The sequence below is a fragment of the Collinsella sp. TF05-9AC genome (genome assembly GCF_003438495.1).
Lineage (GTDB): Bacteria > Actinomycetota > Coriobacteriia > Coriobacteriales > Coriobacteriaceae > Collinsella.
Window position 1 is genome coordinate 69,203 of record NZ_QSSH01000004.1, and the last position, 26,437, is coordinate 95,639.

General features: G+C 61.7%; 26 protein-coding genes. All 26 read left to right on the forward strand.

All coding sequences use genetic code 11. The features are described from left to right. Nucleotides 1-945: an aspartate carbamoyltransferase catalytic subunit gene (locus DXC52_RS02255; RefSeq protein WP_035138537.1), complete on the forward strand. Its 945-nt coding sequence runs from the start codon at nucleotides 1-3 to the stop codon at nucleotides 943-945. Continuing rightward, nucleotides 929-2,218, forward strand: coding sequence for a dihydroorotase (locus DXC52_RS02260; RefSeq protein WP_117745965.1), 1,290 nt, complete (start codon nucleotides 929-931; stop codon nucleotides 2,216-2,218). Before DXC52_RS02255 ends, DXC52_RS02260 begins: the two co-directional genes overlap by 17 nt. 116 nt (nucleotides 2,219-2,334) lie before the next feature. After that, on the forward strand, nucleotides 2,335-3,102 hold the full coding sequence (locus DXC52_RS02265; protein ID WP_117745987.1) for a dihydroorotate dehydrogenase electron transfer subunit: 768 nt from the start codon (nucleotides 2,335-2,337) through the stop codon (nucleotides 3,100-3,102). A 14-nt stretch (nucleotides 3,103-3,116) separates the two neighbouring features. Next, a complete protein-coding gene (locus DXC52_RS02270) occupies nucleotides 3,117-4,025 on the forward strand; it encodes a dihydroorotate dehydrogenase (RefSeq protein WP_199409418.1) in 909 nt (302 codons plus the stop codon). Further along, nucleotides 4,019-4,735, forward strand: a complete 717-nt coding sequence (pyrF, locus tag DXC52_RS02275; protein WP_117745967.1) for an orotidine-5'-phosphate decarboxylase — start codon at nucleotides 4,019-4,021, stop codon at nucleotides 4,733-4,735. The genes DXC52_RS02270 and pyrF overlap by 7 nt, the downstream gene beginning before the upstream one ends. A gap of 240 nt (nucleotides 4,736-4,975) precedes the next feature. Next, nucleotides 4,976-5,284 carry an integration host factor, actinobacterial type gene (gene mihF, locus DXC52_RS02280; RefSeq protein WP_006236130.1) on the forward strand — a complete coding sequence of 103 codons (309 nt, stop codon included), beginning with the start codon at nucleotides 4,976-4,978 and terminating at the stop codon, nucleotides 5,282-5,284. Further along, the gene (gmk, locus tag DXC52_RS02285; RefSeq protein ID WP_117745968.1) at nucleotides 5,285-5,854 is read left to right on the forward strand and encodes a guanylate kinase; all 570 of its coding nucleotides are present in this window, start codon (nucleotides 5,285-5,287) and stop codon (nucleotides 5,852-5,854) included. A 5-nt stretch (nucleotides 5,855-5,859) separates the two neighbouring features. Then, nucleotides 5,860-6,141, forward strand: a complete 282-nt coding sequence (locus DXC52_RS02290; protein WP_055250050.1) for a DNA-directed RNA polymerase subunit omega — start codon at nucleotides 5,860-5,862, stop codon at nucleotides 6,139-6,141. Next, nucleotides 6,142-7,386 carry a tRNA uracil 4-sulfurtransferase ThiI gene (thiI, locus tag DXC52_RS02295; protein WP_117745969.1) on the forward strand — a complete coding sequence of 415 codons (1,245 nt, stop codon included), beginning with the start codon at nucleotides 6,142-6,144 and terminating at the stop codon, nucleotides 7,384-7,386. It begins immediately after the preceding gene. Nucleotides 7,387-7,600: 214 nt separating this feature from the next. Further along, the gene (locus DXC52_RS10200) at nucleotides 7,601-8,311 is read left to right on the forward strand and encodes a ComEA family DNA-binding protein (protein WP_117745970.1); all 711 of its coding nucleotides are present in this window, start codon (nucleotides 7,601-7,603) and stop codon (nucleotides 8,309-8,311) included. Continuing rightward, nucleotides 8,308-10,611 carry a DNA internalization-related competence protein ComEC/Rec2 gene (locus tag DXC52_RS02305; RefSeq protein ID WP_117745971.1) on the forward strand — a complete coding sequence of 768 codons (2,304 nt, stop codon included), beginning with the start codon at nucleotides 8,308-8,310 and terminating at the stop codon, nucleotides 10,609-10,611. Before DXC52_RS10200 ends, DXC52_RS02305 begins: the two co-directional genes overlap by 4 nt. Nucleotides 10,612-10,689: 78 nt before the next feature. Then, nucleotides 10,690-11,652 (forward strand): DNA polymerase III subunit delta, encoded by a 963-nt coding sequence (gene holA, locus DXC52_RS02310; protein ID WP_117745972.1) that lies wholly within the window; start codon nucleotides 10,690-10,692, stop codon nucleotides 11,650-11,652. 133 nt (nucleotides 11,653-11,785) lie between these two features. Next, entirely contained in the window at nucleotides 11,786-12,052 is a 267-nt protein-coding gene (gene rpsT, locus DXC52_RS02315; protein ID WP_022094714.1) for a 30S ribosomal protein S20, read from the forward strand. 96 nt (nucleotides 12,053-12,148) lie between these two features. After that, nucleotides 12,149-13,960, forward strand: a complete 1,812-nt coding sequence (gene lepA, locus DXC52_RS02320) for a translation elongation factor 4 (RefSeq protein ID WP_117745973.1) — start codon at nucleotides 12,149-12,151, stop codon at nucleotides 13,958-13,960. Between the two features lie 4 nt (nucleotides 13,961-13,964). Further along, nucleotides 13,965-15,008: a tRNA dihydrouridine synthase DusB gene (gene dusB, locus DXC52_RS02325; protein ID WP_117745974.1), complete on the forward strand. Its 1,044-nt coding sequence runs from the start codon at nucleotides 13,965-13,967 to the stop codon at nucleotides 15,006-15,008. Between the two features lie 2 nt (nucleotides 15,009-15,010). Next, nucleotides 15,011-16,243 carry a radical SAM family heme chaperone HemW gene (gene hemW, locus DXC52_RS02330; RefSeq protein ID WP_117745975.1) on the forward strand — a complete coding sequence of 411 codons (1,233 nt, stop codon included), beginning with the start codon at nucleotides 15,011-15,013 and terminating at the stop codon, nucleotides 16,241-16,243. A gap of 58 nt (nucleotides 16,244-16,301) precedes the next feature. Beyond that, nucleotides 16,302-17,405: a DnaJ domain-containing protein gene (locus DXC52_RS02335; RefSeq protein WP_199409416.1), complete on the forward strand. Its 1,104-nt coding sequence runs from the start codon at nucleotides 16,302-16,304 to the stop codon at nucleotides 17,403-17,405. 81 nt (nucleotides 17,406-17,486) lie between these two features. After that, nucleotides 17,487-18,635: a molecular chaperone DnaJ gene (gene dnaJ, locus DXC52_RS02340; RefSeq protein ID WP_117745976.1), complete on the forward strand. Its 1,149-nt coding sequence runs from the start codon at nucleotides 17,487-17,489 to the stop codon at nucleotides 18,633-18,635. Nucleotides 18,636-18,644: 9 nt separating this feature from the next. Then, a complete protein-coding gene (locus tag DXC52_RS02345; RefSeq protein WP_117745977.1) occupies nucleotides 18,645-19,937 on the forward strand; it encodes a MiaB/RimO family radical SAM methylthiotransferase in 1,293 nt (430 codons plus the stop codon). Next, complete coding sequence (locus DXC52_RS02350; RefSeq protein WP_117745978.1) at nucleotides 19,918-20,904, forward strand: PhoH family protein; 987 nt, start codon at nucleotides 19,918-19,920, stop codon at nucleotides 20,902-20,904. The genes DXC52_RS02345 and DXC52_RS02350 overlap by 20 nt, the downstream gene beginning before the upstream one ends. After that, complete coding sequence (gene ybeY, locus DXC52_RS02355) at nucleotides 20,901-21,410, forward strand: rRNA maturation RNase YbeY (RefSeq protein WP_117564282.1); 510 nt, start codon at nucleotides 20,901-20,903, stop codon at nucleotides 21,408-21,410. The genes DXC52_RS02350 and ybeY overlap by 4 nt, the downstream gene beginning before the upstream one ends. A gap of 9 nt (nucleotides 21,411-21,419) precedes the next feature. Further along, complete coding sequence (locus DXC52_RS02360) at nucleotides 21,420-21,797, forward strand: diacylglycerol kinase family protein (protein WP_117745979.1); 378 nt, start codon at nucleotides 21,420-21,422, stop codon at nucleotides 21,795-21,797. Nucleotides 21,798-21,809: 12 nt separating this feature from the next. Beyond that, the gene (era, locus tag DXC52_RS02365) at nucleotides 21,810-22,886 is read left to right on the forward strand and encodes a GTPase Era (RefSeq protein ID WP_199409417.1); all 1,077 of its coding nucleotides are present in this window, start codon (nucleotides 21,810-21,812) and stop codon (nucleotides 22,884-22,886) included. A gap of 15 nt (nucleotides 22,887-22,901) precedes the next feature. Next, nucleotides 22,902-23,651, forward strand: a complete 750-nt coding sequence (gene recO, locus DXC52_RS02370; RefSeq protein ID WP_117745980.1) for a DNA repair protein RecO — start codon at nucleotides 22,902-22,904, stop codon at nucleotides 23,649-23,651. A gap of 138 nt (nucleotides 23,652-23,789) precedes the next feature. After that, nucleotides 23,790-24,068 carry a 30S ribosomal protein S15 gene (rpsO, locus tag DXC52_RS02375; protein ID WP_035138510.1) on the forward strand — a complete coding sequence of 93 codons (279 nt, stop codon included), beginning with the start codon at nucleotides 23,790-23,792 and terminating at the stop codon, nucleotides 24,066-24,068. 149 nt (nucleotides 24,069-24,217) lie between these two features. Continuing rightward, nucleotides 24,218-26,437, forward strand: a 2,220-nt coding sequence (locus DXC52_RS02380; protein ID WP_117745981.1) for a polyribonucleotide nucleotidyltransferase, incomplete at its 3' end; no start/stop codon positions are given.

Below are 26,437 nucleotides of genomic sequence, written 5' to 3' on the forward strand. Positions count from 1 at the left end.
GTGGCGTTCAACCATAAGCACCTGATCGACATTACCGAGTACTCCGAAGAGGACATCAAGCTCATCCTCGAGACCGCCAAGGCGTTCTCCGAGGTCAACGAGCGTGCGATCAAGAAGGTCCCCACGCTCAAGGGCAAGACCATCGTCAACATGTTCAACGAGCCCTCGACGCGCACCCGCAGCTCCTTTGAGCTCGCCGAGAAGCGTCTTTCGGCCGACAGCCTCAACTTTGGCGGCTCCTCGACCTCCACGGTCAAGGGCGAGAGCCTCGTCGACACCGTCGAGACCCTCAACGCCTATAAGATCGACTGCATCGTCGTGCGAGATAAGCACGCCGGTGCTCCCTACATCGTCACGCAGAACTCGCCCGCGAGCGTCATCTGCGCCGGCGACGGCAAGCACAACCATCCCACGCAGGCCCTGCTCGACCTGTACACCATCTGGGAGCACAAGGGCGACTTCCACGGTCTGAAGGTCGCCGTCGTCGGCGATATCGCGCACTCCCGTGTTTGCGGTTCGCTGATCCCCGCCCTTAAGATCATGGGCTGCGAGACCTACGCCGTCGCCCCCGGCACGCTGCTGCCGCCGGCGCCCGAGGTCCTGGGCTGCGACCACGTGACGAGCGACCTTGATTCCGTCCTGCCCGAGCTGGACGTCGTCTACATGCTGCGCGTGCAGCAGGAGCGCCTCGAGGGTGCCCCGTTCCCGACCATTCGTGAGTACCACAAGCTCTTCGGTCTGACCAAGGACCGCGAGAAGCTCATGAAGCCCGATGCGATCATCTGCCACCCGGGCCCCATCAACCGCGGCGTCGAGTTCGACTCCTATATGGCCGACCACCCGCAACGCTCCGTCATCCTGGAGCAGGTCTACGCCGGTATCTGCGTGCGTATGGCTATCCTGTATCTGCTGCTTGGAGGTGCCGATAATGGCCTTGCTTCTTAAGAATGCCCACGTCGTCGACCCGTCCGTCGAGCTTGACGGTGTCGTTGACGTCCTGATTGACGGCGATAAGATCGCCGAGGTCGGCGAGAATCTCGCCGTCGAGGGAGCCGAGGTCCGCGACCTTTCCGGCAAGTATCTCGTCCCCGGCCTGGTGGATATGCACGTTCACCTTCGTGAGCCCGGCTACGAGGTCAAAGAGGACATCGAGAGCGGCACCCGCGCTGCTGCCAAGGGCGGCTTTACCGGCGTGTGCGCCATGCCCAACACCGATCCCGTCACCGATAACGGCACCGTCGTGGAGTTCGTCAAGTCCCGTGCTGCCGAGGTCGGTCACTGCCGCGTCTATCCGTCGGGCGCCATGACCCGCGGTCTTAAGGGCGAGGCCATGTCCGAGATGGGTGATATGGTCGCCCACGGCGCCGTCGCCTTCACCGACGACGGTCGCGGCGTGCAGGGCGCGGGCATGCTCCGTCGCTGCATGGACTACGGCAAGATGTTCGGCAAGGTCTTTATGAGCCACTGCCAGGACGAGGACCTGGTCGGCCACGGCCAGATCAACGAGGGCAAGGTCTCGACCCGTCTGGCTCTCGAGGGCTGGCCGGCTGCCGGCGAGGAGCTCCAGATCGCTCGCGACATCGAGATCGCCAAGCTGACCGGCGCCAAGCTGCACATTCAGCACATCTCCACCGCCCATGGCCTGGAGATCGTGCGTGCCGGTAAGGCCGCTGGTGTTCAGGTTACCTGCGAGGCCACTCCGCACCACATGTTCCTGACCGAGAACGACCTGGACGAGACCTACAACACCTCGCTCAAGGTCAACCCGCCGCTGCGCACCGACGAGGACGCCGAGGCCATCCGTCAGGGCGTCATCGACGGCACCGTCGACGCTATCGTCACCGATCACGCTCCCCACACCCCGTGGGAGAAGGCGCGCGAGTTCGAGCTTGCGCCCTTTGGCATGATCGGCCTCGAGACCTCGCTGTCGCTCGTACTCACCGAGCTGGTCAACACGGGCAAGATGAGTATGGGCCGCATGGTCGAGCTCATGGCCATCAAGCCGCGTGAGATCCTGGGCCTCGACCAGGTTCAGGTCAAGGCGGGCTCCGTTGCCGACCTGACCGTGTTCGACGCGTCCGCCACCTGGACGGTCGGCGAGGATGGATACGAGTCGCGTGCCGAGAACTCCGGTTTTGCCGGCCGCACGCTCACTGGTCGTGCCACCGATGTGTTTGTCGGCGGTAAGCAGACGCTCGCCGACGGCTGCATCTGCTAGCATAGCCTTATCGCTTTTGTGCGCGGTGCCCTTGCGGTGCCGCGCTTTCTGTTCGTTTTGACCATGCAACCGCATGGGGGATTGGAGCGTCTATGCCCACACCTTCCACTGCACGCATGCACGACTTTGAGGTCGTCTCGAACCGGGAGATTGCCGACGGCATCTTCTCGCTCGTCATCTCGGCCCCCAAGCTTGCAAGTGCGCTCAAGCCCGGTCAGTTTGTGAACATTGCCGTGCCCGGTGATGCGTCCTCGCTGCTTCGCGTGCCCCTGAGCTTCTATCGCGCCGACGCCCAGGCCGGCACCGTCGAGCTGTGGTACGCCGTCGTGGGCGACGACACCCGTCGTCTGTCGCAGATGGCCCCCGGTTCCACCTCTAATCTGCTGGGCCCCGGCGGACGCGGCTGGCTTGTGCCCGAGGGCACTAGGAAAGCGCTGCTCGTTGCGGGCGGCATCGGTGTTCCGCCCGTGCTGTGCCTTGCCGGTAAGCTTGCCGAGCAGGGTGTGGCCGTCGACGTGTGCCTGGGCTTTGGCACCGCGTCCAAGGCTGTGGGTATCGATGAGTTCCGCGCTCTGTGCGATACGGTCGACGTTTGCACCGACGACGGCTCGCTCGGCACGCACGGTTTTTGCACCGATCCTGCCGCCGAGCTGCTCGGCGAGGGCGGCTACGACTACGTCGCCAGCTGCGGTCCCGCCGTCATGATGAAGAAGGTCGCCGCCGCTGCTGCCGAGGCCGGTGCGTACTGCGAGGTGTCGCTCGAGCGCATGATGAGCTGTGGCTTTGGCGCCTGCAACACCTGCAATGTCGAGACGGTCGACGGTATGAAGGGCGCCTGCATGTGCGGCCCCGTGTTCGATGCTTCCAAGGTGGTGGTCTTCTAGTGGGTACTGTGAACATGGCCGTCGATTTCGGCGGCGTCAAGATGCAAAACCCCATCAACACCGCAGCCGGTACCTTTGGCTACGGTTGGCAGTTCCAGAACTTCTTCGATGTCTCCCAGCTGGGCGCCATCACCACCAAGGGTTGTGCTGCCGAGCCCTGGCCCGGCAACCCCGCGCCCCGCATGGCTGAGATCCCGGGCGGCATGATCAACTCCGTGGGCCTTCAGAACCCCGGCGTGGCTGCCTTTGCCCGTGAATCCGGTCCGTGGCTCGAGCAGCTCTCCAAGGACGGTTGCCAGGTCATCTGCCAGGTCGCCGGTCACTCCGTCGAGGAGTTTGTCCGCGCGCTCGAGATGTATGTCGAGCTGTGCCCCTGGGCTGCCGGCTACGAGATCAACGTGAGCTGCCCCAATATCGCCGCCGGCGGTGCCGCCATGGGCTCCTCGCCCGAGGGCGCCTCTGCCGTTATGGCTGCCTGCCGTAAGGTGACCGATAAGCCGCTGTTCGTAAAGATGGCTCCGGTTAACGTCGCCGAGATTGCGAAGGCTCTCGAGGCCGCCGGCGCCGACGGCCTTTCGGTCATCAACTCTATCCAGGGCATGGCCATCGACGTTCACACCCGCAAGTCCCGCGTGGCCAAGCCCAAGGGCGGCCTTTCGGGCCCGCTGTGCCACCACATCGCCGTGCGCATGGTCTGGGAGGTCGCTCAGGCCGTCGATATCCCCATCAACGGTGTCGGTGGCGTCATGACGGGCGAAGATGCGGCCGAGTTTATCCTGGCCGGCGCCACCTGCGTGTCGGTCGGCATGGCTAACTTCGTCGATCCGTGCGCTTCGATTAAGATCGCTCGTGAGCTCGAGGCCTGGGCGGAGTCCCAGGGCGTGAAGGACATCAACGAGCTGGTAGGTGCTTTCGAATGCTAGAAAACGATGCCCGCGACCGCGTTATCGTCGCCCTCGACTGCGACCGTGAGCGTGCGCTCGAGCTCGCCCACGAGCTTTCTGGTCATGCCGCTTGGCTTAAGGTTGGCATGACGCTCTATTACGCCGAGGGCCCCGAGATCGTCAAGACGTTCAAGGACTTGGGCTTTAAGGTCTTCCTCGACCTCAAGTTTCATGACATTCCGCATCAGGTGCGCGGTGCCGCCCGTTCTGCCTCGCTTGCCGGCGCCGACCTGCTTTCGGTCCACGGTCTGGGCTCAGGCGCTATGCTCGCTGCCTGCCGTGAGGGTGCCGAGGAGGCGCGCGAGGACCGCGCCAAGCTCGTTGCTATCACCGTACTTACGAGCATGAACCAGGATTCGCTGGCCGAGATCGGCGTTGAGTCGCCTGTGGCCGAGGAAGCCGCCCGTCTGGCAAAGCTTGCCCAGGCCAACGGCATCGACGGCATCGTGTGCTCGCCGATGGAGGCCCACGACATGCGCGAGCTGCTGGGCCCCGACGCGCTGATCGTGACTCCGGGCGTGCGTCCGGTTGGCGCCGCCCTGGGCGATCAATCCCGCGTGGCGACGCCCTCCCAGGCTATCGAGCGCGGTGCGAGCCACATCGTGGTGGGCCGACCCATCACCGGTGCCGACGACCCGGTTGCCGCCTTTGACGCTATCGTTGCCGAGCTGGTCGAAAACGTCGCCTAAAAGTTTCCCTCAAGTCACCACTTTTGGGTCTCATTAGCACAAATTAGCCCCTGTGCCTGCGAAAACTTTCCCATCCTTTGTGTGGAATCGCAGGTCAGGGGCCTAACTTTGACCTCCGTATATTGCACTTTTCGCAGGTATCGTCTAACCTATGGTGCCGTCGATTGGGCATTTAGTGCGTTTGACGTGCTAAAATGCCAATTATTGAATCAGATATAACCCAACTATTTGGAGGTTCGAATGGCACTCCCTCAGCTTACCGACGAGCAGCGCAAGCAGGCTCTTGAGAAGGCTGCCGCCGCACGTCACGCTCGCGCTGAGCTTCGCGAGCAGATCAAGAAGGGCGAGAAGTCCCTCGAGTCCGTGCTCAACTCCGATGACCCCATCGCTTCCCGCATGAAGGTTTCCACCCTCATCGAGTCTCTGCCCGGTTATGGCAAGGCCAAGGCCGCCAAGATCATGGAGGAGCTCGGCATCTCCGCTACCCGTCGCGTCCAGGGCCTCGGTGTCCGTCAGCGCGAGCAGCTTCTCGAGCAGCTGACCAAATAAGTGAGCGCTCAGGATTCAAAGCTCTTTGTGATTTCTGGACCGTCAGGTGCAGGCAAGGGCACGCTCGTCACTCGTGTGCGCGAGCGTCGCTCGAACCTGGGCCTGACGGTTTCGGCTACCACGCGAGCACCACGCAAAGGTGAGGTCGACGGCGTCAACTACTTTTTCCTGACGCACGAGGAGTTCGACCGCCGCGTGGCAAACGGTGAGTTTGTTGAGTGGGCTGAGGTCCACGGCAACTGCTACGGCACGTTGGTGAGCGAGGTCACATCCAAGCTCGCCTCTGGCTCGTCTCTGATCTTGGAGATTGATGTCCAGGGCGCCCTGCAGGTCAAGGAGCGTTTCCCCGAGGCCGTGTTGATCTTTATCAAGCCGCCTTCGCTCGAGGTGCTTCGCGATCGCCTGGTCGGTCGCGGTACCGAGACGCCCGAGACGATTGAGCTGCGTATGGCAAACGCCGCCGATGAACTTGCCCTTGCCGACCGCTACGACGACGTCGTGGTGAATGACGATCTCGACCGCGCGACCGATGAGCTCGTTCGCGTTCTCGATATGCATGAAAGGATCTGAGGTCCGTGTCCGTTGTAAAGCCTTGCATTGACGATCTTCTGGAGAAGACCGATCACAACCGCTTCCTGCTCGCCTCGCTTGCCTCTAAGCGCGCCTGCGACATTAACAGCATGCTGCGTGGCCAGCACAACCGTGTGCTCGCCGTCCAGGATGTCGACGACATCACCATTGCGCTCTCCGGCGCCGATACCATCTCGATGGCTATGGACGAGATTGTCGACGGCGATATCTCCTACGACGAGGCCCGTTACGAGAAGGCGCTCGGCCACAAGGTTGCTGAAGCCTAAATGGCAGCCCGCGTCTGCCTGGTCCACTATCACGAGGTTGGACTGAAGGGCAAGAACCGCGCACATTTTGAGCATATCCTCATGGATAACATCAAGGCGGCCTTGGCCGCCTTTTCCGTGAATGCCGTGTCTCGAATTTCCGGTTATATCCTCGTGACCTTTAACGAGCATCAGGCCGACGAGGCGGCGCGCGTCATTCGCACCGTCCCCGGCGTTGCCCGCGTGTCCCTGGCATATCACACGAACCGCGACCCGCAGGAGTACTGCGCCGCCGCCGTGAAGGCGCTGCGCGAGTTTGGTCCCTTCGAGTCGTTTAAGGTTCACGCCAAGCGTTCGAACACCGACTATGAGCTCACCTCGATTGATATCAATCGGCAGGTAGGCGAGGTGCTGTGCGAGGCGTTTCCCGATAAAAAGGTCCAGATGCACGACCCCGACGCGATGGTGCACGTGCTGGTGGTCCAGGGTAGCGTCTATGTGTATGCGCGCTCTGAGCGCGGTGTGGGTGGCCTTCCGGTGGGGTCTGCGGGCAAGGTCGTGACGCTGCTGTCGTCGGGTATCGATTCCCCGGTGGCGACCTGGATGCTCGCGCGTCGCGGCGCGGTGTGCGTGCCGGTACATTTCTCCGGTCGTCCGCAGACACCCGATACGAGCGAGTATTTGGTGCAGGACATCATCCGTGCGCTTGAGCCGGGTGTCCAGATCGGCCGCCTGTATGTGGTGCCGTTTGGCGACTGCCAGCGTGAGATTTCGGTCACCTGCCCCAGCAACCTGCGTGTGATCATGTATCGCCGCATTATGTATTCGGTTGCCGAGCGCATCGCGCATATCGAGGGCGCCAAGGCCATTGTGACGGGCGAGTCGCTTGGTCAGGTTGCCTCCCAGACGCTTGAGAACATCATGGCCGTCAACGAGGCCGTGAAGATTCCCGTGTTCCGTCCGCTCATTGGTTCTGATAAGCAGGAGATCATCGCGCGTGCCCAGGAGATCGGCACGTTTGATATCTCGACCGAGGCTGCTCCCGATTGCTGCACGCTGTTTATGCCGCGCCGTCCCGAGACGCACGCTAAACTCGATGCCGTGCATGAGGCGTGGGAGCTGTTCGATCACGAGGAGATGATTGAGCGTTTGCTCAAACAGACCGAGTATATCGACTTCGAGAGCAACACGTATAAGGCCCCTAAGACCTTAAAACGCAAACATTCCGAGCTCGCTCCACGTGAGATTTACCAAGATCACGAATAATATTGTGTATAGACCGGCGGTGATTTTGCATCGTCGGTCTTTTTCTATCTGGGCATTAGGCGACAAACGGTTCATCTGTCGACGTCTGCCTGAATAAATGGACACTTTTCAGCAAGGTTTTGGTCAGCTTTTGGTTTGACCGTGGAAACTGGTGTGGGCGTGCGGAGTCTGCGGCGCTCGTTTCCTGACACGATGGTGTTGGGAGGTGTTTGCTATGGCGCAGCGCGAGCAACACGAACGGGTTAAACGGATGGACCGCTGGGCAGAAAAGCTGCTCGGCCATAAGGCGGTGGTCGTGGCGATTCTGGTTGCCATTGCCGCTGCGAGTGGCCTGGCGATGGCAAATTTTGGTGGCCATTCCAGCAACGTGTCGTTTGAGCGTAGTGACGAGGCAGGCGCCTCGGATGTGCGAGGGGACGGGGATGTGTCACCTGATGATGCCGATGAGTCGTCTGCCAAGAGTTCTTCTGCTGCCGAGGTGTACGTCGATGTGGATGGCGCCGTTGTGAGGCCTGGCGTGTACCGGCTCAAAGGCGGAGCGCGGGTATCCCAGGCAATCGATGCTGCCGGAGGGCTTACGGCCGAGGCGGATGTGACAGGGCTTAATCGTGCGTCCAAGATCACAGATGGTCAAAAGATCTATGTGCCGACGGTGGGGGAGCAACAAGCGGCTGTGGCGGTCGGCGGGGCCGAAAGCGGTGCTGCCACGACTCCTGGTGCGGGGTCTTCGTCGGGGCTCGTGAACATCAATACGGCAAGTGCGGCGGAGCTGCAGACGCTTTCGGGCATCGGGCCTTCTATGGCCCAGTCAATTATCGACGAACGGACGCAAAACGGGGCCTTTGCCTCGGTTGATGACCTTATGCGCGTATCGGGGATCGGTGAGAAGAAGCTCGCCAAAATCAAAGATTGCATCTGCGTATGAGTGCGACCGAGCGCGAGCATGTGATGCCACCGCGGCCCTTGATGCCGTGGACGATGGTCCTTTGTGCCGGTTTGTGTGCGAGCTGTGGCTTGGTGCTTAACGTGGCAGCCGATGTGCTGCTGGGAGAGCGGGCAGCGCCCGTTATATTGCTTATGGCCATTCCCGTTGCGGCTGCGGCGTGCATCGTATTGGCTCGGTCCTGCATGCGTCTTGTGCGATGGAAGCGATGGCTGTATGCCGCGGCTCTCGGCCTCGTGGCGGGGGCGGTCGTGTCCGCTGGTTGGGCGATAGGGGCGCTGCGCGCTTCGAGGGCATTGGATAATCGGGCTGCGAGCAGTCTCGAATTTTATGTGCAGGGCGATCCGTCCATCAATGACGGTTCGTACTCCTATACCTGCGATGCGTATGCGGGCGAAAAGCGCTTGGGTCAGGTACGGCTGTCGTGTGATCATGAACTCGACGCCGGTTCGCATATACGTGCTATCGGTCGAATTTCGCGGTTTGAGAATGATGCTTATGGGCGCTCACGCGTGCTTCGGGGCGAGCTTCGAAAGGTTAAAGTCGTCCGGTTGGTATCGGTCGACGAGGGCTCTCCAGGGCCGTTGCTTCGGCTACGAAACGAGCTCCTTGCCGTTATCGCGCCCGCGACCGATTCGGCGTGCTCGCTCATTGCCGGCGTTGTCTGTGGACGCTCGTCCGAGCTGCGTGCCCAGCCGGCGGGCGATTGGTTTTCGGTAACGGGCACCGCACATCTTATCGCCGTTTCGGGCAGTCATCTTGCCATTGTGGGGTTTGTGATTGAGAGCGCCCTGCAAAAGACGCATCTCTCTCGTGGGCTGCAGCGGGGGTTGCTGGTTCTGGCCCTTGCTGCCTATTCCGTCTTTACGGGCGCCTCGCCCTCGGCCGTGCGCGCGTGCTGTATGGTGGCGGTGACGCTTGTCGCCAACGGCGCCGGACGTCGTCGGCATGGCCTCTCGGCTCTATTTTTGACCATGGCAATTTTTGTGTTGCTGCGGCCGACGGTATTGTTCGAAATGGGTTTTCAGCTTTCGTGCGCCAGTGTTTTTGCCATCCTTTGTTTTTGCCCCTACGCCACCTACGCCTTGGGCGAGCTGGGTGTGCCATCGGGCGTCGCCAGTATTTTGTCTGTCACGCTGTGCTCGCAGCTGGCGACACTTCCCGTTACGATTCCCGCATTTGAGACGTTTTCGCTCATTGCCCCGCTCGCAAATGCCGTGATCGGTCCGGTGATAAGCGTGCTGCTCGCTATATCGATTGTGCTGGTGCCCTGCTCGCTTGTGCCGCTGTTGCGTCACGGGGCGCTCGTGGTGCCCATGATTGTCGCTCGCTGCGCCCTGTTCTTTGAGCAGCTCTTTGCTGCCGTTCCGGGCGCATCCGTAAGCGTGCCGCCCGGTACACCCTTGGTATACGTGGTGCCGTTTGCGCTGGCCGTCCTCTTGGTCTGGTGGCCACGCCCCTGTGCACGGCCCATGGCAGTGGGGCTGTTGTGTTTGATGCTTGCAGCGGGTGTTCCGTATGTCTATTGGGATCGATGCGCACCGCCTTCGGTAACGGTCCTCGATGTTGGCCAGGCCGATGCGATTCTGGTTCGTCAGGGTGGCACCGTAGCGCTCGTCGACTGTGGGCTCGATGAGCGCGTGGTGTCGGCGTTGGTTCGCAACAATGTCCACCATATCGACGCCGTCTTCGTGACGCATTGGGACGAAGACCATTGGGGTGGTCTTCCCGATGTGCTCGATCAGTTTTCGGTTGGAACCATTGCGGTCGCGGCCGATGCGCTAGAAGGCGCGCCTGCTGAGGTTCTGAATCGCCCCGGCGTTACGTATCGGCAGGTGGCCCGCGGAGACACGGTCGATATCGGCGCATTTCGGGCTCGTGTGATGTGGCCGTTTGACACGGTGGATGGCGAGGGCAATGAGGACTCGCTTGTCTTGCTGCTCTCCTATGCTCAGGAAGGCAAGAGCCTGCGCGTGCTCCTCACCGGTGATGCCGAGCTCGATCAGGAGCGCGAGTTTGTGCAGGCGGTGGGCGATATCGATGTGCTCAAGCTGGGGCATCACGGCTCAAAAGTTTCCGTCGACACTGACCTACTGGAAACGCTTAAGCCCGAGCTCTCTATCGCGAGTGCGGGCGAGGGCAACCGCTACGGTCATCCATCCGATGCCTGCATCGATGCCGTTCGCGATGCGGGTGGCGCGTTCGCATGCACCATCGAACAGGGAGATATCACTGTCTCGCCGACTGCAACCGGTTTTGCCATGCGATGTCAGCGACCTTGATGCTGCCGTTGGCGTGGGACCAACCCGTGGGATAGAATGACACGGTACGAGCACGAGAGCCTGCGGGAGGGGAGCGCGATGTCCGAAACCGGTCTTTTGCCGGCGTATCTGATCGTCGGTACCGACGGAGTCAAACGCGACCACGCCGTCTCGCGTATGAAGGCTCGTCTGGAAAAGACGGGCATGGTCGAGTTCAACCTCGACGAGCGCGATATGACCAAAGACCCCGATATCGAGTCGATTATCGGGTCGCTTAACACCTTTCCCATGGGAAGCGAGTTTCGCCTGGTAATCCTTGACGGCTGCTCAAAACTCGTCAAAGCGATCTCCGAGCCGCTTGTCGAGTATCTGGCGAGTCCCAGCCCCACGACGGTTTGCCTCATCATCGCCGATTCGCTTGCCAAGAACACGCGCCTGTACAAGGCAATCGCCAAGATTGACAAGAAGGCCGTGATCGACTGTTCGGGCACCAAGCGCTGGGAGCTCCCGCGCCGCGTGCAGCAGATGGCGACGCAGCACGGAAAGTCCATCTCGACGGCGGCCGCCGAGGAGCTCGTTTCGCGCTCGGGTGAGAACACTCGCATGCTCGATAACGACTTGGCCAAGCTTGCCCAGATGGTCGAGGCGCCGCAAATTGAGCTTGCCGATGTGGAACGCTGGATCGTGCGCACGGCCGAAGTCCAGCCCTGGGATTTTCTCAACGCGGTCTCGGCTCGTGATATGCGCCGCTCGCTTGAGCTCTTTGGGCTGTTACCCACCAAGAGCTATGTGTGGACCTACACGCTGCTGTGCGGACGCATTCGCGAGCTTATCGTCGCCAAGGCACTCGATGCGCGTGGACAGGGCCGCGAGCTTGCCGCGACGCTCAAGCTCCAGTCTTGGCAGGTCAAGAATCACCTGACCTGGGCGCGTCGTTTTTCGATGACCGAGCTCGTTGCCGCGCTCGAGGGCGCGGTCGATGTGGAGCTCGCATTGAAGGGTTCGGCTGATTCCCAGACCGCGCTTTTGCTCTGGATTACGAACATCTTGAGAAAATCGTGATGATACCTGCCTATTTGACAAATTCGTTCTATCCCTTTGAGGGGGAGCGTGCTATAGTAGGCGCTTGCATGACCTCACCGTGTCTCAGAGGTGTCATACATTTTTTGCAAGGAACTCGAAAGGAACTCCAGAAGTGGCAAACATCAAGTCTCAGAAGAAGCGTATCCGCACCAATGAGGCAGCTCGCATGCGTAACAAGGCTGTCAAGTCCGAGCTCAAGACGCTGACCAAGCACGTCCAGTCCGCCGTCGCCGAGGGCGACGCCGAGAAGGCCCAGGCTGCCCTCAAGACCGTCACCAAGCGTCTCGACATGGCTGCCGCCAAGCATGTTATCCACAAGAACCAGGCTTCCAACCGCAAGTCCGGTCTTGCCAAGCTCGTGAACAGCATCAACGCCTAAGTTGTAAATTTCACACCACACAGATTACGCGCATAAATGGAGCCTGTTTTATGGAACAGGCTCCATTTTTTGTACCGCTCGGGTAAGATAGTCCGCATGGATACTTCAATTGACATTTCCCACATCCGCAACTTCTCGATCGTTGCGCACATTGACCATGGCAAGTCCACGATTAGTGACCGCATCCTCGAGCTCACCCATACCGTCGACGAGCGCGACATGGAGTCGCAGCTGCTCGATACCATGGATATTGAGCGCGAGCGCGGCATCACGATCAAGTCCAATGCCGTTCGCGTCTCCTATGACGCCGACGATGGCGAGACGTATCAGTTCAACCTGATCGATACGCCGGGCCACGTGGACTTTACCTATGAGGTCTCGCGTTCGCTTGCCGCCTGCGAGGGTGCGGTGCTTGTCGTCGACGCCACGCAGGGCGTCGAGGCGCAGACCGTCTCCAACGCGACGCTCGCCATGAACGCCAACTTGGATATCGTGCCCGCCATCAATAAGATCGACCTGCCGTCGGCACACCCCGACGAGGTCAAGACCGAGATCGAGGACGACCTGGCGATCCCTGCCGACGATGCCGTATGCGTATCGGGCAAGACCGGCGAGGGCATCCACGATCTGCTGGAGTCCATCGTCTTTTTGATCTCTCCGCCCAAGGGCGATGCAAACGCGCCGCTCAAGGCGCTCATCCTGGACTCGTATTTTGATGAGTACCGCGGCGTCGTTGCCACGGTCCGCGTGTTTGACGGCTCCATCAAAAAGGGCGATACCCTCCTTATGATGCAGGCAAAGGGTGACTTTTTGGTCGATGGCGTGGGCGTCAAGCGTCCCGCCGAGACACCGGTCGACGCACTGACGGTCGGCGAGGTGGGCTACGTGGTCACGGGCCTGAAGGACCCCGAGGCCGTGCGCGTGGGCGATACCCTTACGTGGGCGTCGAATCCCTGCCCCGAGCCGCTTCCCGGCTACCGTGAGGCCAAGCCCATGGTCTACACGGGCCTGTTCCCGATCGACAACAAGGATTACGAGAACCTGCGCGACGCTCTCGATAAGCTGCATGTCAACGACCCGTCGTTGGTGTGGGAGCCCGAGACTTCGGTGGCGCTCGGCTTTGGTTTCCGCGTTGGCTTCTTGGGCCTGCTGCATATGGAGGTCGTCAAGGAGCGCCTGGAGCGCGAGTTCAACCTGGACCTGATTGCCACGAGCCCTTCGGTGGACTATCACGTCTACAAGACCGACGGCGAGATGATTGATGTTCGCAGCCCGCAGGATCTGCCCGAGGCTACGCGCATCGAGCGCATCGAGGAGCCCTACCTCAAGGCCAAGATTATCTGTCCGCCCGAGTATACGGGTGCCGTCATGCAGCTCGCTATCGAGCATCGCGGCATTACAACCGACATGATCCATCTCACGAGCAAATCGGTCGAGATGCGTTTCGACATGCCGCTTGCCGAGCTCATTCTGGACTTTTTTGACCAGCTCAAGAGCCGCACCAAGGGTTACGCCTCGCTCGACTACGAGTTCAACGAATATCGCCCCTCCGAGCTCGTCAAGCTCGACATCTTGCTTTCGGGCGACGAGGTGGACGCGCTGTCGTTTATCGTGCACAAGGATAAGGCTTATGGCCTGGCCCGCGGTCTGTGCGACAAGCTCAAGGAAATCATTCCGCGCCAGCTGTTCGAGGTGCCTATCCAGGGCGCCATCGGCAACAAGATCATTGCCCGCTCTACCGTCAAAGCGCGCCGCAAGGACGTGCTGGCCAAGTGTTATGGCGGCGATATCTCGCGAAAGCGCAAGCTGCTCGAGAAGCAGAAAGAGGGCAAAAAGCGCATGAAGGCCATCGGCTCGGTCGAGGTTCCGCAGGAGGCCTTTATGGCGATTCTCAAGGTGGACGAGTAGGTCCATGGCACTTTCTGAATACAGCAAGCGGTTGCTTGGAGCCTATGCCGAGCAGCCGTTCCTTATGGCTCCCATGGCGGGCGTGACCGATCCCGCCTATCGCATCATGTGCCGCCGTCGCGGTGCCCATCTTGCCTATAGCGAGATGGTGAGCGTGGCGGGCCTTGCCTATGCCAGCAATAAGACGTGGCGCCTGGTACTGCCGGCCGATGAGGAGCAGCAGATCTGCGTGCAGCTCTTTGGCTCCAAGCCCGATCAGTTTGCGAGCGCTGTTGCTGCCGTCGAGGAGCGTGTGGGCGATCGCCTGTCGCTGATCGATATCAACATGGCCTGCCCGGCTCGCAAGGTCGTCACCAAGGGCGAGGGCTCGGCGCTTATGCGCACTCCCGATCTGGCCGAGCAGATCGTCGAGGCGGCGGTGGGCGCGGCGCATGTGCCCGTGACCGTAAAAATCCGTAAGGGCTTTTACGCCGAAGACCGCAACGCCGCGACGTTTGCCCAGATGCTTGAGGGAGCAGGGGCCGCCGCGGTGGCGGTACATGGTCGCTGCGCCACGCAGCTCTATACGGGCCAGGCCGATTGGTCGGTCGTCGATGAGGTGGCCGACGCCGTCGAGATTCCCGTTATCGGTTCGGGCGATGTGTTCTCGGCAGAGGACGCTGCTGAGCATCTGCAAAGCTCGGGTGCCAGCGCGGTGTTTATCGCGCGCGGCATCTACGGCAATCCATGGGTGTTCGGCGATGCCCGAGCCCTTGCACTCGATGGCACGCCGGTTCCTTCTCGCTCCTCGGTTGAGCGCCTGGATGCCCTGCGCGAGCACCTGACGCTCACGCACGAGCTGTTGCCGCTCATGTCGCGTGCCCGCACGTACGCAAGCTGGTATCTAAAGGGCATGCCCCATGCTGCCGCCTGGCGCGCTCAGGTGGTGCGTTGCTCCACATATGAGGAGTTCATGGCACTGGTCGATGATATCGAGCACGATGTGGTGGCCTGTGAGGCCGCACTTGCCGCCGGCGAGTCGGTGCCCGCTCATCCGTTGGGGGCCTAACGGTGGCCGTTACCGCGCTGTACGTGCATGTGCCGTTTTGCGCCCAAAAATGCCGGTACTGTGACTTTGACTCACGCAGTTTTGCTCCGTGCAACATGAGCGTTGCGCTCGATACCTATTTTGAGCAGTTGTATGCGCGCCTCGATGCTTTTGGCGACGCAGGCGCGCTTGCACAGATCCGCACCGTCTATGTTGGCGGCGGCACGCCGTCGCTGGCGGGGGAGCGTTTGGTAGAATTTGCCCGGCGTATCTCTGCGTGGTGCAAGCCTGTTGAGTTTACCTGCGAGGCCAATCCCGAATCGCTGACCGCAGAGCTTGCCACTGCGCTTGCCGGGGTGGGTGTCACGCGCGTCTCTCTGGGCGTGCAAACGCTCGATAACGCCGAACTTACCGCCATCGGCCGCATTCACGATGCCGATCGGGCGCTCGCTGCCATCACGACGGTCAAGGACGCTGGGCTTGTCGTGTCGTGCGACCTGATGTGCGGCCTTCCCGGGCAGACCGACCTAAGCTGGCAGCGCACACTCGATGGCGTGTTGGCGGCGGCGCCGCATCATGTGTCGGTGTACCCGCTCACGCTCGAGGAGGGCACGCCGCTCTATCGCATGGCGTGTCGCGACGAGTCGCTCGAGCCCGACGAGGATTTTCAGGCTGCATGCATGGATGCGGCGCGTGAGCGCCTGAGTGCGGCCGGCTATCACCCGTATGAGGTGGCAAGCTACGCGCTCGACGGCCATGAGTGCGCCCACAACATTGCCTATTGGACCGGACAGGGCTATCTGGGTTTGGGCCGCTCTGCCGCCGGTATGCTCGATGCCGGGGACTTCGATCGCTTGGCCGGGCTGTTTCCTGACGTACCCGCTCGCGGCGAAGCGTATCGCGTGCGTCTGGTGCAACGCGACGACACCGCGACGACGTTTGATGCCGAGTATCTGTCGCAGCGCGAGGCGGCGGCCGAGGATTTGATGCTCGCCTGCCGCATGACGCGTGGCATTGGGCCCGATCTGTTGGTGCGCTCGGCAAGCGTGATCGCTGCAGACGAGCTGGCGGCGGCCTGTGACCGTGCGCTCGAGTTAGGCCTTGCCACCTGGGTGCCCGATCATGTTGAAGGGCTTTCGGGGCGCGTCGCCTCGAAAGACGTTATCGCGGGTCGCGCCCGCGCCCGCTTGGCGCCCACCCACTTGGGCTGGCTCGATGGAAATGTGCTGTTCGAGCTGTTTTGGGGTCTAGCCTAGGCCGCTCGGGTAGAATTACCGCAATATATACGCTGCTGTGAGCAGGAGGTTGCCGCGCATGGCGACGATGAACGAAAAAGATTACTACGAGATTTTGGGTGTCTCCAAGGACGCCACCTCGCGTGATATTCAGAAGGCCTTCCAGCAAAAGGCCCGTAAGCTCCATCCGGACGTCAACAAAGAACCGGATGCCGAGAAAAAGTTTAAAGAGGTTTCCGAGGCCTACGCCGTGCTTTCGGACGAGCAGAAGCGTGCGCGCTACGACGCCATGCGCTCGGGCAATCCCTTTGCCGGCGCTCCTACGGCTTCGCCCTATGCCGGCGGCTACGCCGGCAGCGCGGGCTACGGCAATCCCTTTGAGGGCGGCTTTCCCTTTGGTGGCGCCTGGGGTCAGCCGCGTCGCGGGCAGGCTGCCTATAATCCCGAGAACGGCGCCAACGTGGTCGTCGATATTAAGCTCGACGCCAAGGAGGCCAAGGGCGGTGCCCGCAAGACCGTCCGCTATACGCGCTTCGATACCTGTGGTCACTGCGGCGGTTCGGGCTCTGTTTCGTCCGAGCATGCACATACCTGTCCGAGCTGCGGCGGTCGCGGCCACATCGATGTCGACCTGTCCTTTCTGTTTGGTGCCGGCACGTTCCAGTCTGTCTGCCCTGAGTGCGGTGGCTCCGGTAAGGTCGTCGCCGACCCCTGTCCCGATTGCGGCGGCAGCGGGCGAACCCGTGTGACCTCCGAGCAGACGATTGAGTTTCCCGCCGGCACGCACGATGGCGACGAGGTCCGTATTGGCGGCATGGGTCACGCCGGCACCAACGGCGCCTCTGGCGGTGATCTGGTCGGTCGGGCCCATGTTGAGGCCGAGCGCCTGGAAGGCAAGGCCCGTACCGGTTTTTACCTGATGGGCATCGTGGCGCCGTTTTTGGTGCTATCGGCCATCTCGGGCGTGTTCTCGGCCTTTGCCGTGATGTGCTTTATTCCGTTTGCCATGGGCCTGTTCATGGTGCTCTCGGACGGCGTGCTGCACCGCAGCCTGCTGTGGTGGAAGCGCGGCGCGATGCAGTTTGCCAACGGTTTTGCCAACGGATTTATGTTTGCGCTCGTGTCGGTTTGGTTTGCGAGCTGCTCGCAACGTGCCATGCTTTCGCCCTACGCAATGCAATAACATCAAACCCTCTGTTTGCGGCCGGCCCAGCTTGGGTATAGGACGCACTGTGACAATAATGAAAGTCGGAAGGATTCGGTCGTGTCGGAAAATAGGGATTACTACGAGGTGCTTGGCGTCGACAAGGATGCCGACGCGCGGACGATTAAGCGCGCGTTTCTAAAGAAGGCCCGTACCGTACACCCGGACGTTTCGGACGACCCCGAGGCCGAGGCTAAGTTCAAAGAGCTCAACGAGGCATATTCCGTTCTTTCCGATGAGCAGAAGCGTGCTAACTACGACCGTTACGGCACTGCCGACGGCCCCGGTGGCTCCGGCTACGTCGATATCAACGATATCTTTGGTGGCATGGGCATGGACGACTTGTTCTCGTCGTTCTTTGGCGGCGGTGCCGGCGGTGGCGCCCGAAATCGCCGTGAGCGTCGTCGCGGCCGCGATATGGCCATCTCCCTTTCGGTGACCCTTGAGGAGGCGGCACTCGGCTGCAAAAAGACCATCAGCTATGACCGCCTTGCCCCCTGTGAGGATTGCAACGGCTCCGGTAGAGCCGAGGGTGCACAGGAAAAGCAGTGCAGCCGCTGCCACGGCACGGGCTATGTCACGACGGTCCAGCGCTCGTTCCTGGGCCAGGTTCAGTCCTCTTCGCCTTGCCCTGACTGCCACGGCGAGGGCACGGTTATCGACCATCCCTGCGAGACCTGCGACGGTCAGGGCCGCACGCCTTCGCATGAAAAGATCGACATCGATATTCCCGCCGGCGTTTCGACCGGTCGCCAGCTGCGCGTGAGCGGCTTTGGCGAGGCAGGCCTTCGCGGCGAGCCCTCGGGCGACCTGATCGTCAACGTGCGCGTTGCCGACCATGAGCGCTTTAAGCGCAACGGTGATGACCTGTACCTGGTGAGTGATATCTCGATTGCGCAGGCTGCGCTCGGCTGCGAGATTGAGGTCGAGGGCATTATGCCCGACGAAGTCGTCAAGGTGACGGTCCCCGCCGGTACGCAGTACGGCGACACCGTTAGCGTCAACAATTTCGGCATGCCGCGCATCGGCGGTGGCGGCTCACGCGGTCGACTGATCGTGCAGCTGCGCGTGGTCGTCCCCACCAATCTCTCCAACAAGCAGCGCGAGCTGCTTCGCGCTTTTGCCGACGAGATGGGCGATGACGTCGCTTCCGGTAAGAAGTCGGTAACTGATCGCATCAAGAGCGCTCTCGACGACATCCTCGATTAAGGAGCCCGCGTGCTCGCACCTCATATCTCTGTCGTCAACCTCGGCTGCCGCGTCAACCGGGTTGAGTCCGACCGTATCACTGCCGATCTTATGCGCCTGGGGTTTGCGATGGTGGAGCCTCAGGATGCTGAGCTGATTGTCATTAACACCTGTGCCGTTACGGGCGAGGCCGAGGCCAAGACCCGTAAGGCCGTTCGCCATGCGCTGGGCTATCCAAACGAGCCCTATGTGGTCGTGACCGGATGCGTGGTCAATCTGCACCCCGAGGAGCTATTGGAGCTTTCGGACCGCGTGATCGCCGAGCCGTCCAAGATTGATGTTGCCGAACGCGTCTGCGAGGTGTTGGGCGTTGAGTCCGATAATGTTCCCGCCTGCAGCGACGGCGAGGTGGTCGATGCACTCGGTCGCTCGCGTCTGGGCGTGAAGATCCAGGACGGCTGCAACCATCGTTGCACCTATTGTATTGTGTGGAAGGCCCGCGGCCCCGAGCGCTCTGTGCCGGTCGAGTCCGTGCTCGAGCAGGTTCGCGAGGCCCAGGAGGCCGGCGTGCCCGAGGTGGTGCTGACAGGTGTGAACCTGGGCGCCTACGATGGCAAGAGCGCGACTGATGAACACGTCGAGATCGATGAGCTGCTCGAGGCGATTATGGAGCGCACGTCTATTCCGCATGTGCGCATTTCCTCGGTCGAGCCCATGGATATCTCCGAGTCCCTGCTTAAGGTCATGGCGCGCTATCCGCAGCGCATCGCCCCGTTTTTACACCTGCCCGTGCAGTCCGGCTGCACACGGACGCTGCATCGCATGGGCCGTCCCTATAGCGCCGAGGCCTTCGAGGAGACGGTGCGCATGATTCGCACCAACTTGCCTCAGGCGTCCCTTTCGTGCGATGTCATCGTCGGTTTTCCCGGCGAGACGGACGAGGATTTTGAGGAGTCGCTGGCGCTGTGCCGCCGCGTGGGCTTCTCGCGTATGCACGTGTTCCGCTACAGCAAGCGTCCCGGTACCCTTGCTGCCGATATGCCCGACCAGGTGCCGCCCGAGGTCATGGCCGAGCGCAGCCGTCGCATGCGAGCCGCGGCGCAGGAGCTCGCCATTGCCGACGCTCGCCGTCGCGTGGGAACCGTCGAGCGTGCCGTGCTCGAATATGGCGACAACCTGACGCTCGGTTCGTTCCATCATGCCCGTCTTGACGATACCTGTGGACTCACAGCCCCGTGCCTGCTCGATGTTGCTATCATCGGAGTCGATGATTCCGGCTTGGTCCATGCACGCAGGGAGGTTCATGGAAGCCTCGAAGATTAGACTTACCGTTCCCGAGGGTATTGACCCCTCGCGCGTTTTGGGCGCCGGCGACGGCGTCCTTCGTGCGCTGGAGAGCTTGGTTCGCGCCCATGTGGTCGCCCGTGGCGACAGCATCGCCGTGAGCGGTGACCCTGACGAGGTCGAGCTCGTGGCGCGCTTTTTCGAGCATGCTTTTCGCGAGGCGGCTGCCGGACGCACGCTGTCTGCCGACGATGTCTCTCGCTGCCTTGCCGTCTTGCGCGACGGTGAGCACGAGGCTACGTCGCTTCGCGACGACGTGCTGCTTTCGTATCGCGGCCGTGCCATTCGCCCCAAGACGCTCGGCCAAAAGCGCTACGTGGATGCTATCCGCTCGCATACCATCACGTTTGGCCTGGGCCCCGCCGGTACCGGTAAGACCTATCTGGCCATGGCACTCGCCGTTGCCGCGCTCAAGCGTCACGAGGTAGGCCGTCTGATCTTGACGCGTCCGGTTGTCGAGGCGGGGGAGAACCTGGGCTTTTTGCCCGGAACCCTCGAGGAAAAGATCGACCCCTACATGCGTCCGCTCTACGACGCCCTTTTTGACATGATGGATCGCGAACGCACCGATGAGCTCATGGAGCGCGGCGTGATCGAGATCGCCCCGCTTGCCTACATGCGCGGCCGCACGCTGAGTGATGCCTTTGTGGTGCTCGACGAGGCTCAAAATACCACGCCCGAGCAGATGAAGATGTTCCTGACACGCCTGGGCTTTAACTCCAAGTTTGTGATTACCGGCGACCTGAGTCAGCGCGACCTGGTGGGTCGTCGTGGCGGTCTTGCCGACGTTGAGCAGATTTTGGGCCGTGTCGACGATGTCGCATTTTCGCACCTCGAGCGTGCCGACGTGGTGCGTCATGCCTTGGTGGGGCGTATCGTCGAGGCATACGACGCTTATGATGATGTACGCGAGAAACGCGTGCACGACCGAAAGGAGTCCCGTTGAGTGTATTGATCAGCAACGATGCCGAGCTCGATACGCTGCTCGACGCGCAGGAGGTAGAGCACATCTGCGAGGTCGTGCTTGCCGCCGAGGGCGTTGAGCGTGAAGTTGAGATTTCCCTTTCGTACGTCGATGAGGACGAGATGCACGAGCTCAACCACGAGTGGCGCGGTATCGACCGTACCACCGATGTCCTCTCGTTTGAATGCGACTCGGCCTTTGACGAGGATATTCCCGCCGATGAGACGCTCGAGCTCGGCGATATCATCCTGGCCCCGCAGGTCATTGCCCGTCAGGCCCCTGGCTTTGGCAATAGCCCTGCCGACGAGTGCCGCCTGATGCTCGTGCATGGCATGCTGCACCTGCTGGGCTATGACCATATCGAGGACGACGAGGCCGAGGTCATGGAGGCTCGCGAGGACGCCATCCTTCGCGATCTGGCGCTCGAGCGCGGCGAGGACCCCAAGCTGGTCCACGTCGGCCCCATCACCAACCACGCCCACGACTAGGAGCCGTCTATGATTCCCGGATCGAACAAGGACCATCCATCCTTCTTAAAGTCGTTCTCCTACGCCATGGAGGGCTTCGTCACCGCCGTCAAGACCGAGCGCAACATTAAGGTCATGCTCGTTGTGGGCGTGTGCACTGTCATTGCCGGCTGCATCGTGGGGCTCGACATTGCCGAGTGGGCCACGATTATCATCTGTTGTGGCCTGGTGATTCACGGCGAGCTGTGCAACACCGCCATGGAGGCGATTGTCGATCTAGCGACCCAGGAACTCCATCCGCTGGCAAAGCGCGCGAAGGATATCGCCGCCGCCTCCGTTTACGTACTTTCCATTACCGCCGCGATTGTGGGCTTGCTGGTATTTGCCCACGCGCTCGGCTTTATTTAGAAAGGGATTTCCATGTCCGACAATATGCAGCCTATCGAAGAAATTTTGGACGACGAGTCCCTGGATGCGGTGGATGCCGAAGCGAACGATGCCTATGAGGATGTCGAGGAGTTCGATCCGTTTGAGGGCATGAGCGACGAGGAGCTCGACGCCCTGTGCGACGAGGACGATAGCCTCGCGGGCTTTGGCGACGTTGAGCCCGGTTTCCGCAGCGGCTTCGTGGCCCTGGTCGGCCGCCCCAACGCCGGCAAGTCCACACTGCTCAATGCCTGCTATGGCAAAAAGGTCGCCATCACCTCGCCAGTGGCCCAGACGACCCGCCGCCGCATGCGCGCCGTCGTCAACCGTCCCGGCTACCAGCTGGTCTTTGTCGATACCCCGGGTATCCATAAGCCCAAGGACGGCCTGGGGTCCGAGCTCAACAAGAGCGCGCTGTTCGAGTTGAACGATGTCGACGTCGTCGCGTTTTTGATTGATGCCACCAAGCCGATCGGCAGGGGAGACGCCTGGGTTGCCGAGCGCGTCAAGAACGCTCGTTCCAAGAAGGTCCTGGTGCTCACCAAGGCCGATGAGGCCGACCCCGCACAGGTCATGGAGCAGCTTAAGGCAGCCCACGAGCTCATGGAATATGACGACGAGATCGTGACGTCGTCGGTCAAGAACTTCAACGTCGATGCCTTTATCGAGACCGTTGCGCACTTTTTGCCCGAGGGCCCGCGTTGGTTCCCCGAGGACATGGGTACCGACGCTTCCGATGAGACGCTCGTTGCCGAGTTTGTGCGCGAGAAGGTCTTGCGCCGCACCCGTGATGAGATCCCTCACTCCGTTGGCGTAATCTGCGACGCGCTCGAGCAGACCAAGAAGGTGCTGCGCGTGCACGCCACCATTTACGTCGAGCGCGAGGGCCAAAAGGGCATCATCATCGGCAAGGGCGGCGAGATGATCAAGCATATCGGTATCGACGCCCGCCGCGATCTTGAGCGTATCTTTGGCACGCAGGTCTTTTTGGAGCTGGACGTGAAGGTCAAGGCCGGCTGGCGTGACGACGAGGCCCAGATTCGCCGCTTTGGCTACAACGCCGAGGACTAAGGGCGCGCGGCGCGCATGGCAGGCTCCCGGACATATCGCACGAAGGTGCTCGTCCTCGACAAGACGAAGCTCAAAGAGACGGACCTGATCCTGACGATGCTTGACGAGCGGGGTCGGCAGGTTCGTGCCGTGGCAAAGGGCGCCCGCAAACCCGGTGGGCGCCTGGCTGCGCGCTGCGAGCTGTTCTGTACTGTCGATATGCTGCTCGCGCATGGACGGTCGCTCGATGTGGTTTCCCAGGCCGAGCTTATGGAGGCGCCGCTCGGAGCTGCGCCCGATTACGAGACGACCTGCGCCGCAAGCGCGATCGCCGAGGTCGCGCGCGTGTGCTCGTTCGAGGATGCCGAGGACCCGTTTACCTTTGCCATCACGCAGCGAGCGCTTGCCCTGGTGGGCAGCGGGCTCGACACGGCGCACATGGATCTACTTGTGGCGGCATATGTGTTTAAGCTGCTATCGCACGTTGGCTATCGACCCGATTTCTCGGCCTGCGTGCTGTGCGGAGACCCCATGCTGTCGTATTTTTCGCCCCAGGCCGGCGGGCTCATGTGCGGCTCGTGCGCGTCGAGCGTTCCGGGTGCAGAGTTGGTATCGACCGGTGAGGTCGCATGGCTGCGCGCCCTCATGTCCATGACCTTCGATGCGCTTTTGGCTGAGAGGATCGATCCCCATACTGCCGCTTTTTTGTTGGGGCTTTCGCATGTCTGGGCGGCAACACATGCCGATCAGCGCCTCCGTGCGATGGAATTCATGTTGGGTCGGTGATGATGCGCGGGCGCGGGCTGCTTGTGGTAACATACCGACCTGTTGGTACCTCGACCTTGGTTGCTCGCTCCACCGGCGGCTTCCCAGTCCGAGGCGAATCGAGTCGCCCGCGGGCGACGTAAAACGAAAGGTGAAACAATGACTGTTTCCAAAGAGCGCAAGGCGGAGCTGACTGCCCAGTTCGGTAACACCCCGGTCGACACCGGTAACCCCAAGGTTCAGGTCGCCATCCTGTCCGAGCGCATCAAGGAGCTGACCGAGCACATGAAGTCCCACCAGAAGGACTTCCACACCCGTCGCGGTCTGCTCATGCTCGTCGGCCGTCGTCGTCGTCTTCTCTCCTACATCAAGAAGAACGACATCGTCGAGTACCGTGAGCTCATCAAGGCTCTGGGCATCCGCGACAACATCCAGTAGGATTTGTACATGCTAAGACCGTCCTGCGCAGCGGGGCGCTCTTTTTGTGTAAGGGCGTGAACAATCACGCTCTGAAGCGTGGCGGGGGCAGGGGGCCCGCGTCACATGAGAAGCCCGCAGGCAAGGGGCCTGTGGGGTAAAGGAGAACAATGACACTCGTATCCAAGACCTTTGAGCTGTACGGCAAGACCTACACCTTTGAGTCGGGCGAGCTTGCCAAGCAGGCTACCGGCGCGTGCCTGGTCAAGCAGGGCGACACCACGATGCTCGACACCGTGGTCGTCTCCAAGGAGCGCAAGAACTACGACTTCTTCCCGCTGACCGTCGACTTCAACGAGAAGATGTACGCCGCCGGCCGCATCCCGGGTGGTTACCTCAAGCGTGAGGGCCGTCCCAGCGAGAAGGCCACGCTTACCGCGCGCATGATCGACCGTCCGATTCGCCCGAGCTTCCCGGACGGCTTCCGCAACGAGGTGCACATCGTCGCCACCTCGCTCGTCGCCGATCAGGTCAACCCCTTCGACGTCATCAACGTCATGGGTGCCTCTCTGGCCATGACGCTTGGCGGCGTGCCCTTCGAGGGCCCGCTTGCCTGCGTGCGCATCGGCCGCAACGTGGAGACCGGCGAGTTTATCGTCAACCCCACCTATGAGGAGCGCGAGAACTCCGACCTGGACCTGGAGCTGGGCGGCTCTGCCGACTTCATCTCGATGGTCGAGGCCGGCGCCGAGGAGATCTCCGAGGACGACATGCTCGCCGCCATGAAGTTTGGCCAGGAGGCCCTTGCTGCCTTCTGCCAGGCTCAGGACGAGTTCGTCGCCGAGTGGGAGCAGGTCAACGGCCCCATCGTCAAGAAGGAGTACCCGCTCGACCAGCCCGTCGAGGAGGTCCAGGAGCGCATCTTCGCCCACTACGACGAGATGGCAGCCGCCCTTCGCGACGCCGACAAGCTCTCCCGTATCGGCAAGGTCGAGGCTCTGAAGGAGTCCATCCGTGCCGAGTTCACCGAGGAGGAGCAGGCCGCTTGGGAGCGCGAGATCCCCGTGGCGCTCAAGAAGCTCGAGAAGAAGGCCATGCGCACCATGGTCGTCGAGACCGGTGAGCGCGTCGACGGCCGTGCCGCCGATGAGATTCGCCCCATCATGGTGAAGGACAACTACCTGCCGCTCGTTCACGGCTCCGGCCTGTTCCAGCGTGGCCAGACCCAGGTGCTTTCCGTCCTGTCGCTCGGCATGCTCAACGAGGGCCAGCGTCTGGATACCATCGAGCCCACCGAGGGCAAGCGCTATATGCACCACTACAACTTCCCGCCGTTCTGCACCGGCGAGACCGGCCGCATGGGCAGCCCCAAGCGCCGCGAGATCGGCCATGGCAACCTGGCCGAGCGCGCCCTGCTTCCGGTGCTCCCCGACGAGAACGAGTTCCCCTACGCCATCCGCGTCGTCTCCGAGGTCATGGAGTCCAACGGCTCCTCTTCGATGGCTTCGACCTGCGGCTCCACGCTCGCCCTTATGGACGGCGGCGTGCCCATTAAGCGCCCGGTCTCCGGTATTGCCATGGGCTTGATCCAGGAGGAGGGCAAGACCGTGGTCCTGTCCGACATCCAGGGTCTCGAGGACTTCCTGGGCGACATGGACTTTAAGGTCACCGGCACCACCGAGGGCATCACCGCCCTCCAGATGGACAACAAGGCCACCGGCCTCACCTTCGACATCTTGGCCCGCGCCCTGCAGCAGGCCAAGGAGGGTCGCGCCTTCATTCTGCAGAAGATGCTCGATGTGATCCCCGAGCCGCGCCACACCACGCGCAGCACCGCTCCGCGCATCGTCTCCATTCAGGTTCCGACCGACAAGATCCGCGACGTCATCGGTTCCGGCGGTAAGGTCATCCGCGGCATCCAGGACGAGACCGGCGCCTCGGTCGACATCCAGGAGGACGGCACCGTCTTTGTCGGCGGCACCGGCGAATCCGTCGACCAGGCCGTCGAGCGCATCAAGCTCATCATCAAGGTTCCCGAGCCGGGCGAGGAGTACACCGGTCGCGTGGTCTCCATCCAGCCCTTCGGCGCCTTCGTGAACCTGCTGCCCGGTAAGGACGGCCTGCTGCACATCTCCCGCGTCGCCAAGGGCCGCGTGGAGAAGGTCGAGGACGTCCTCAACGTCGGCGACGAGGTCAAGGTCGTCGTCATCGAGGTCGACGATCGCGGTAAGATCTCGCTCGATCGTCTGGATAAGCCCGAGGCCCCGGCACGTGCTGAGGGTGCCTCCGAGGGCGACGGCGAGCACTTCCAGCGTCGTGAGCGTCCGCGTCGCGAGCGCTCCGAGCGCAACGACCGTCCGCGCCGTCCCGGTGACAATGGAGGCCGCAAG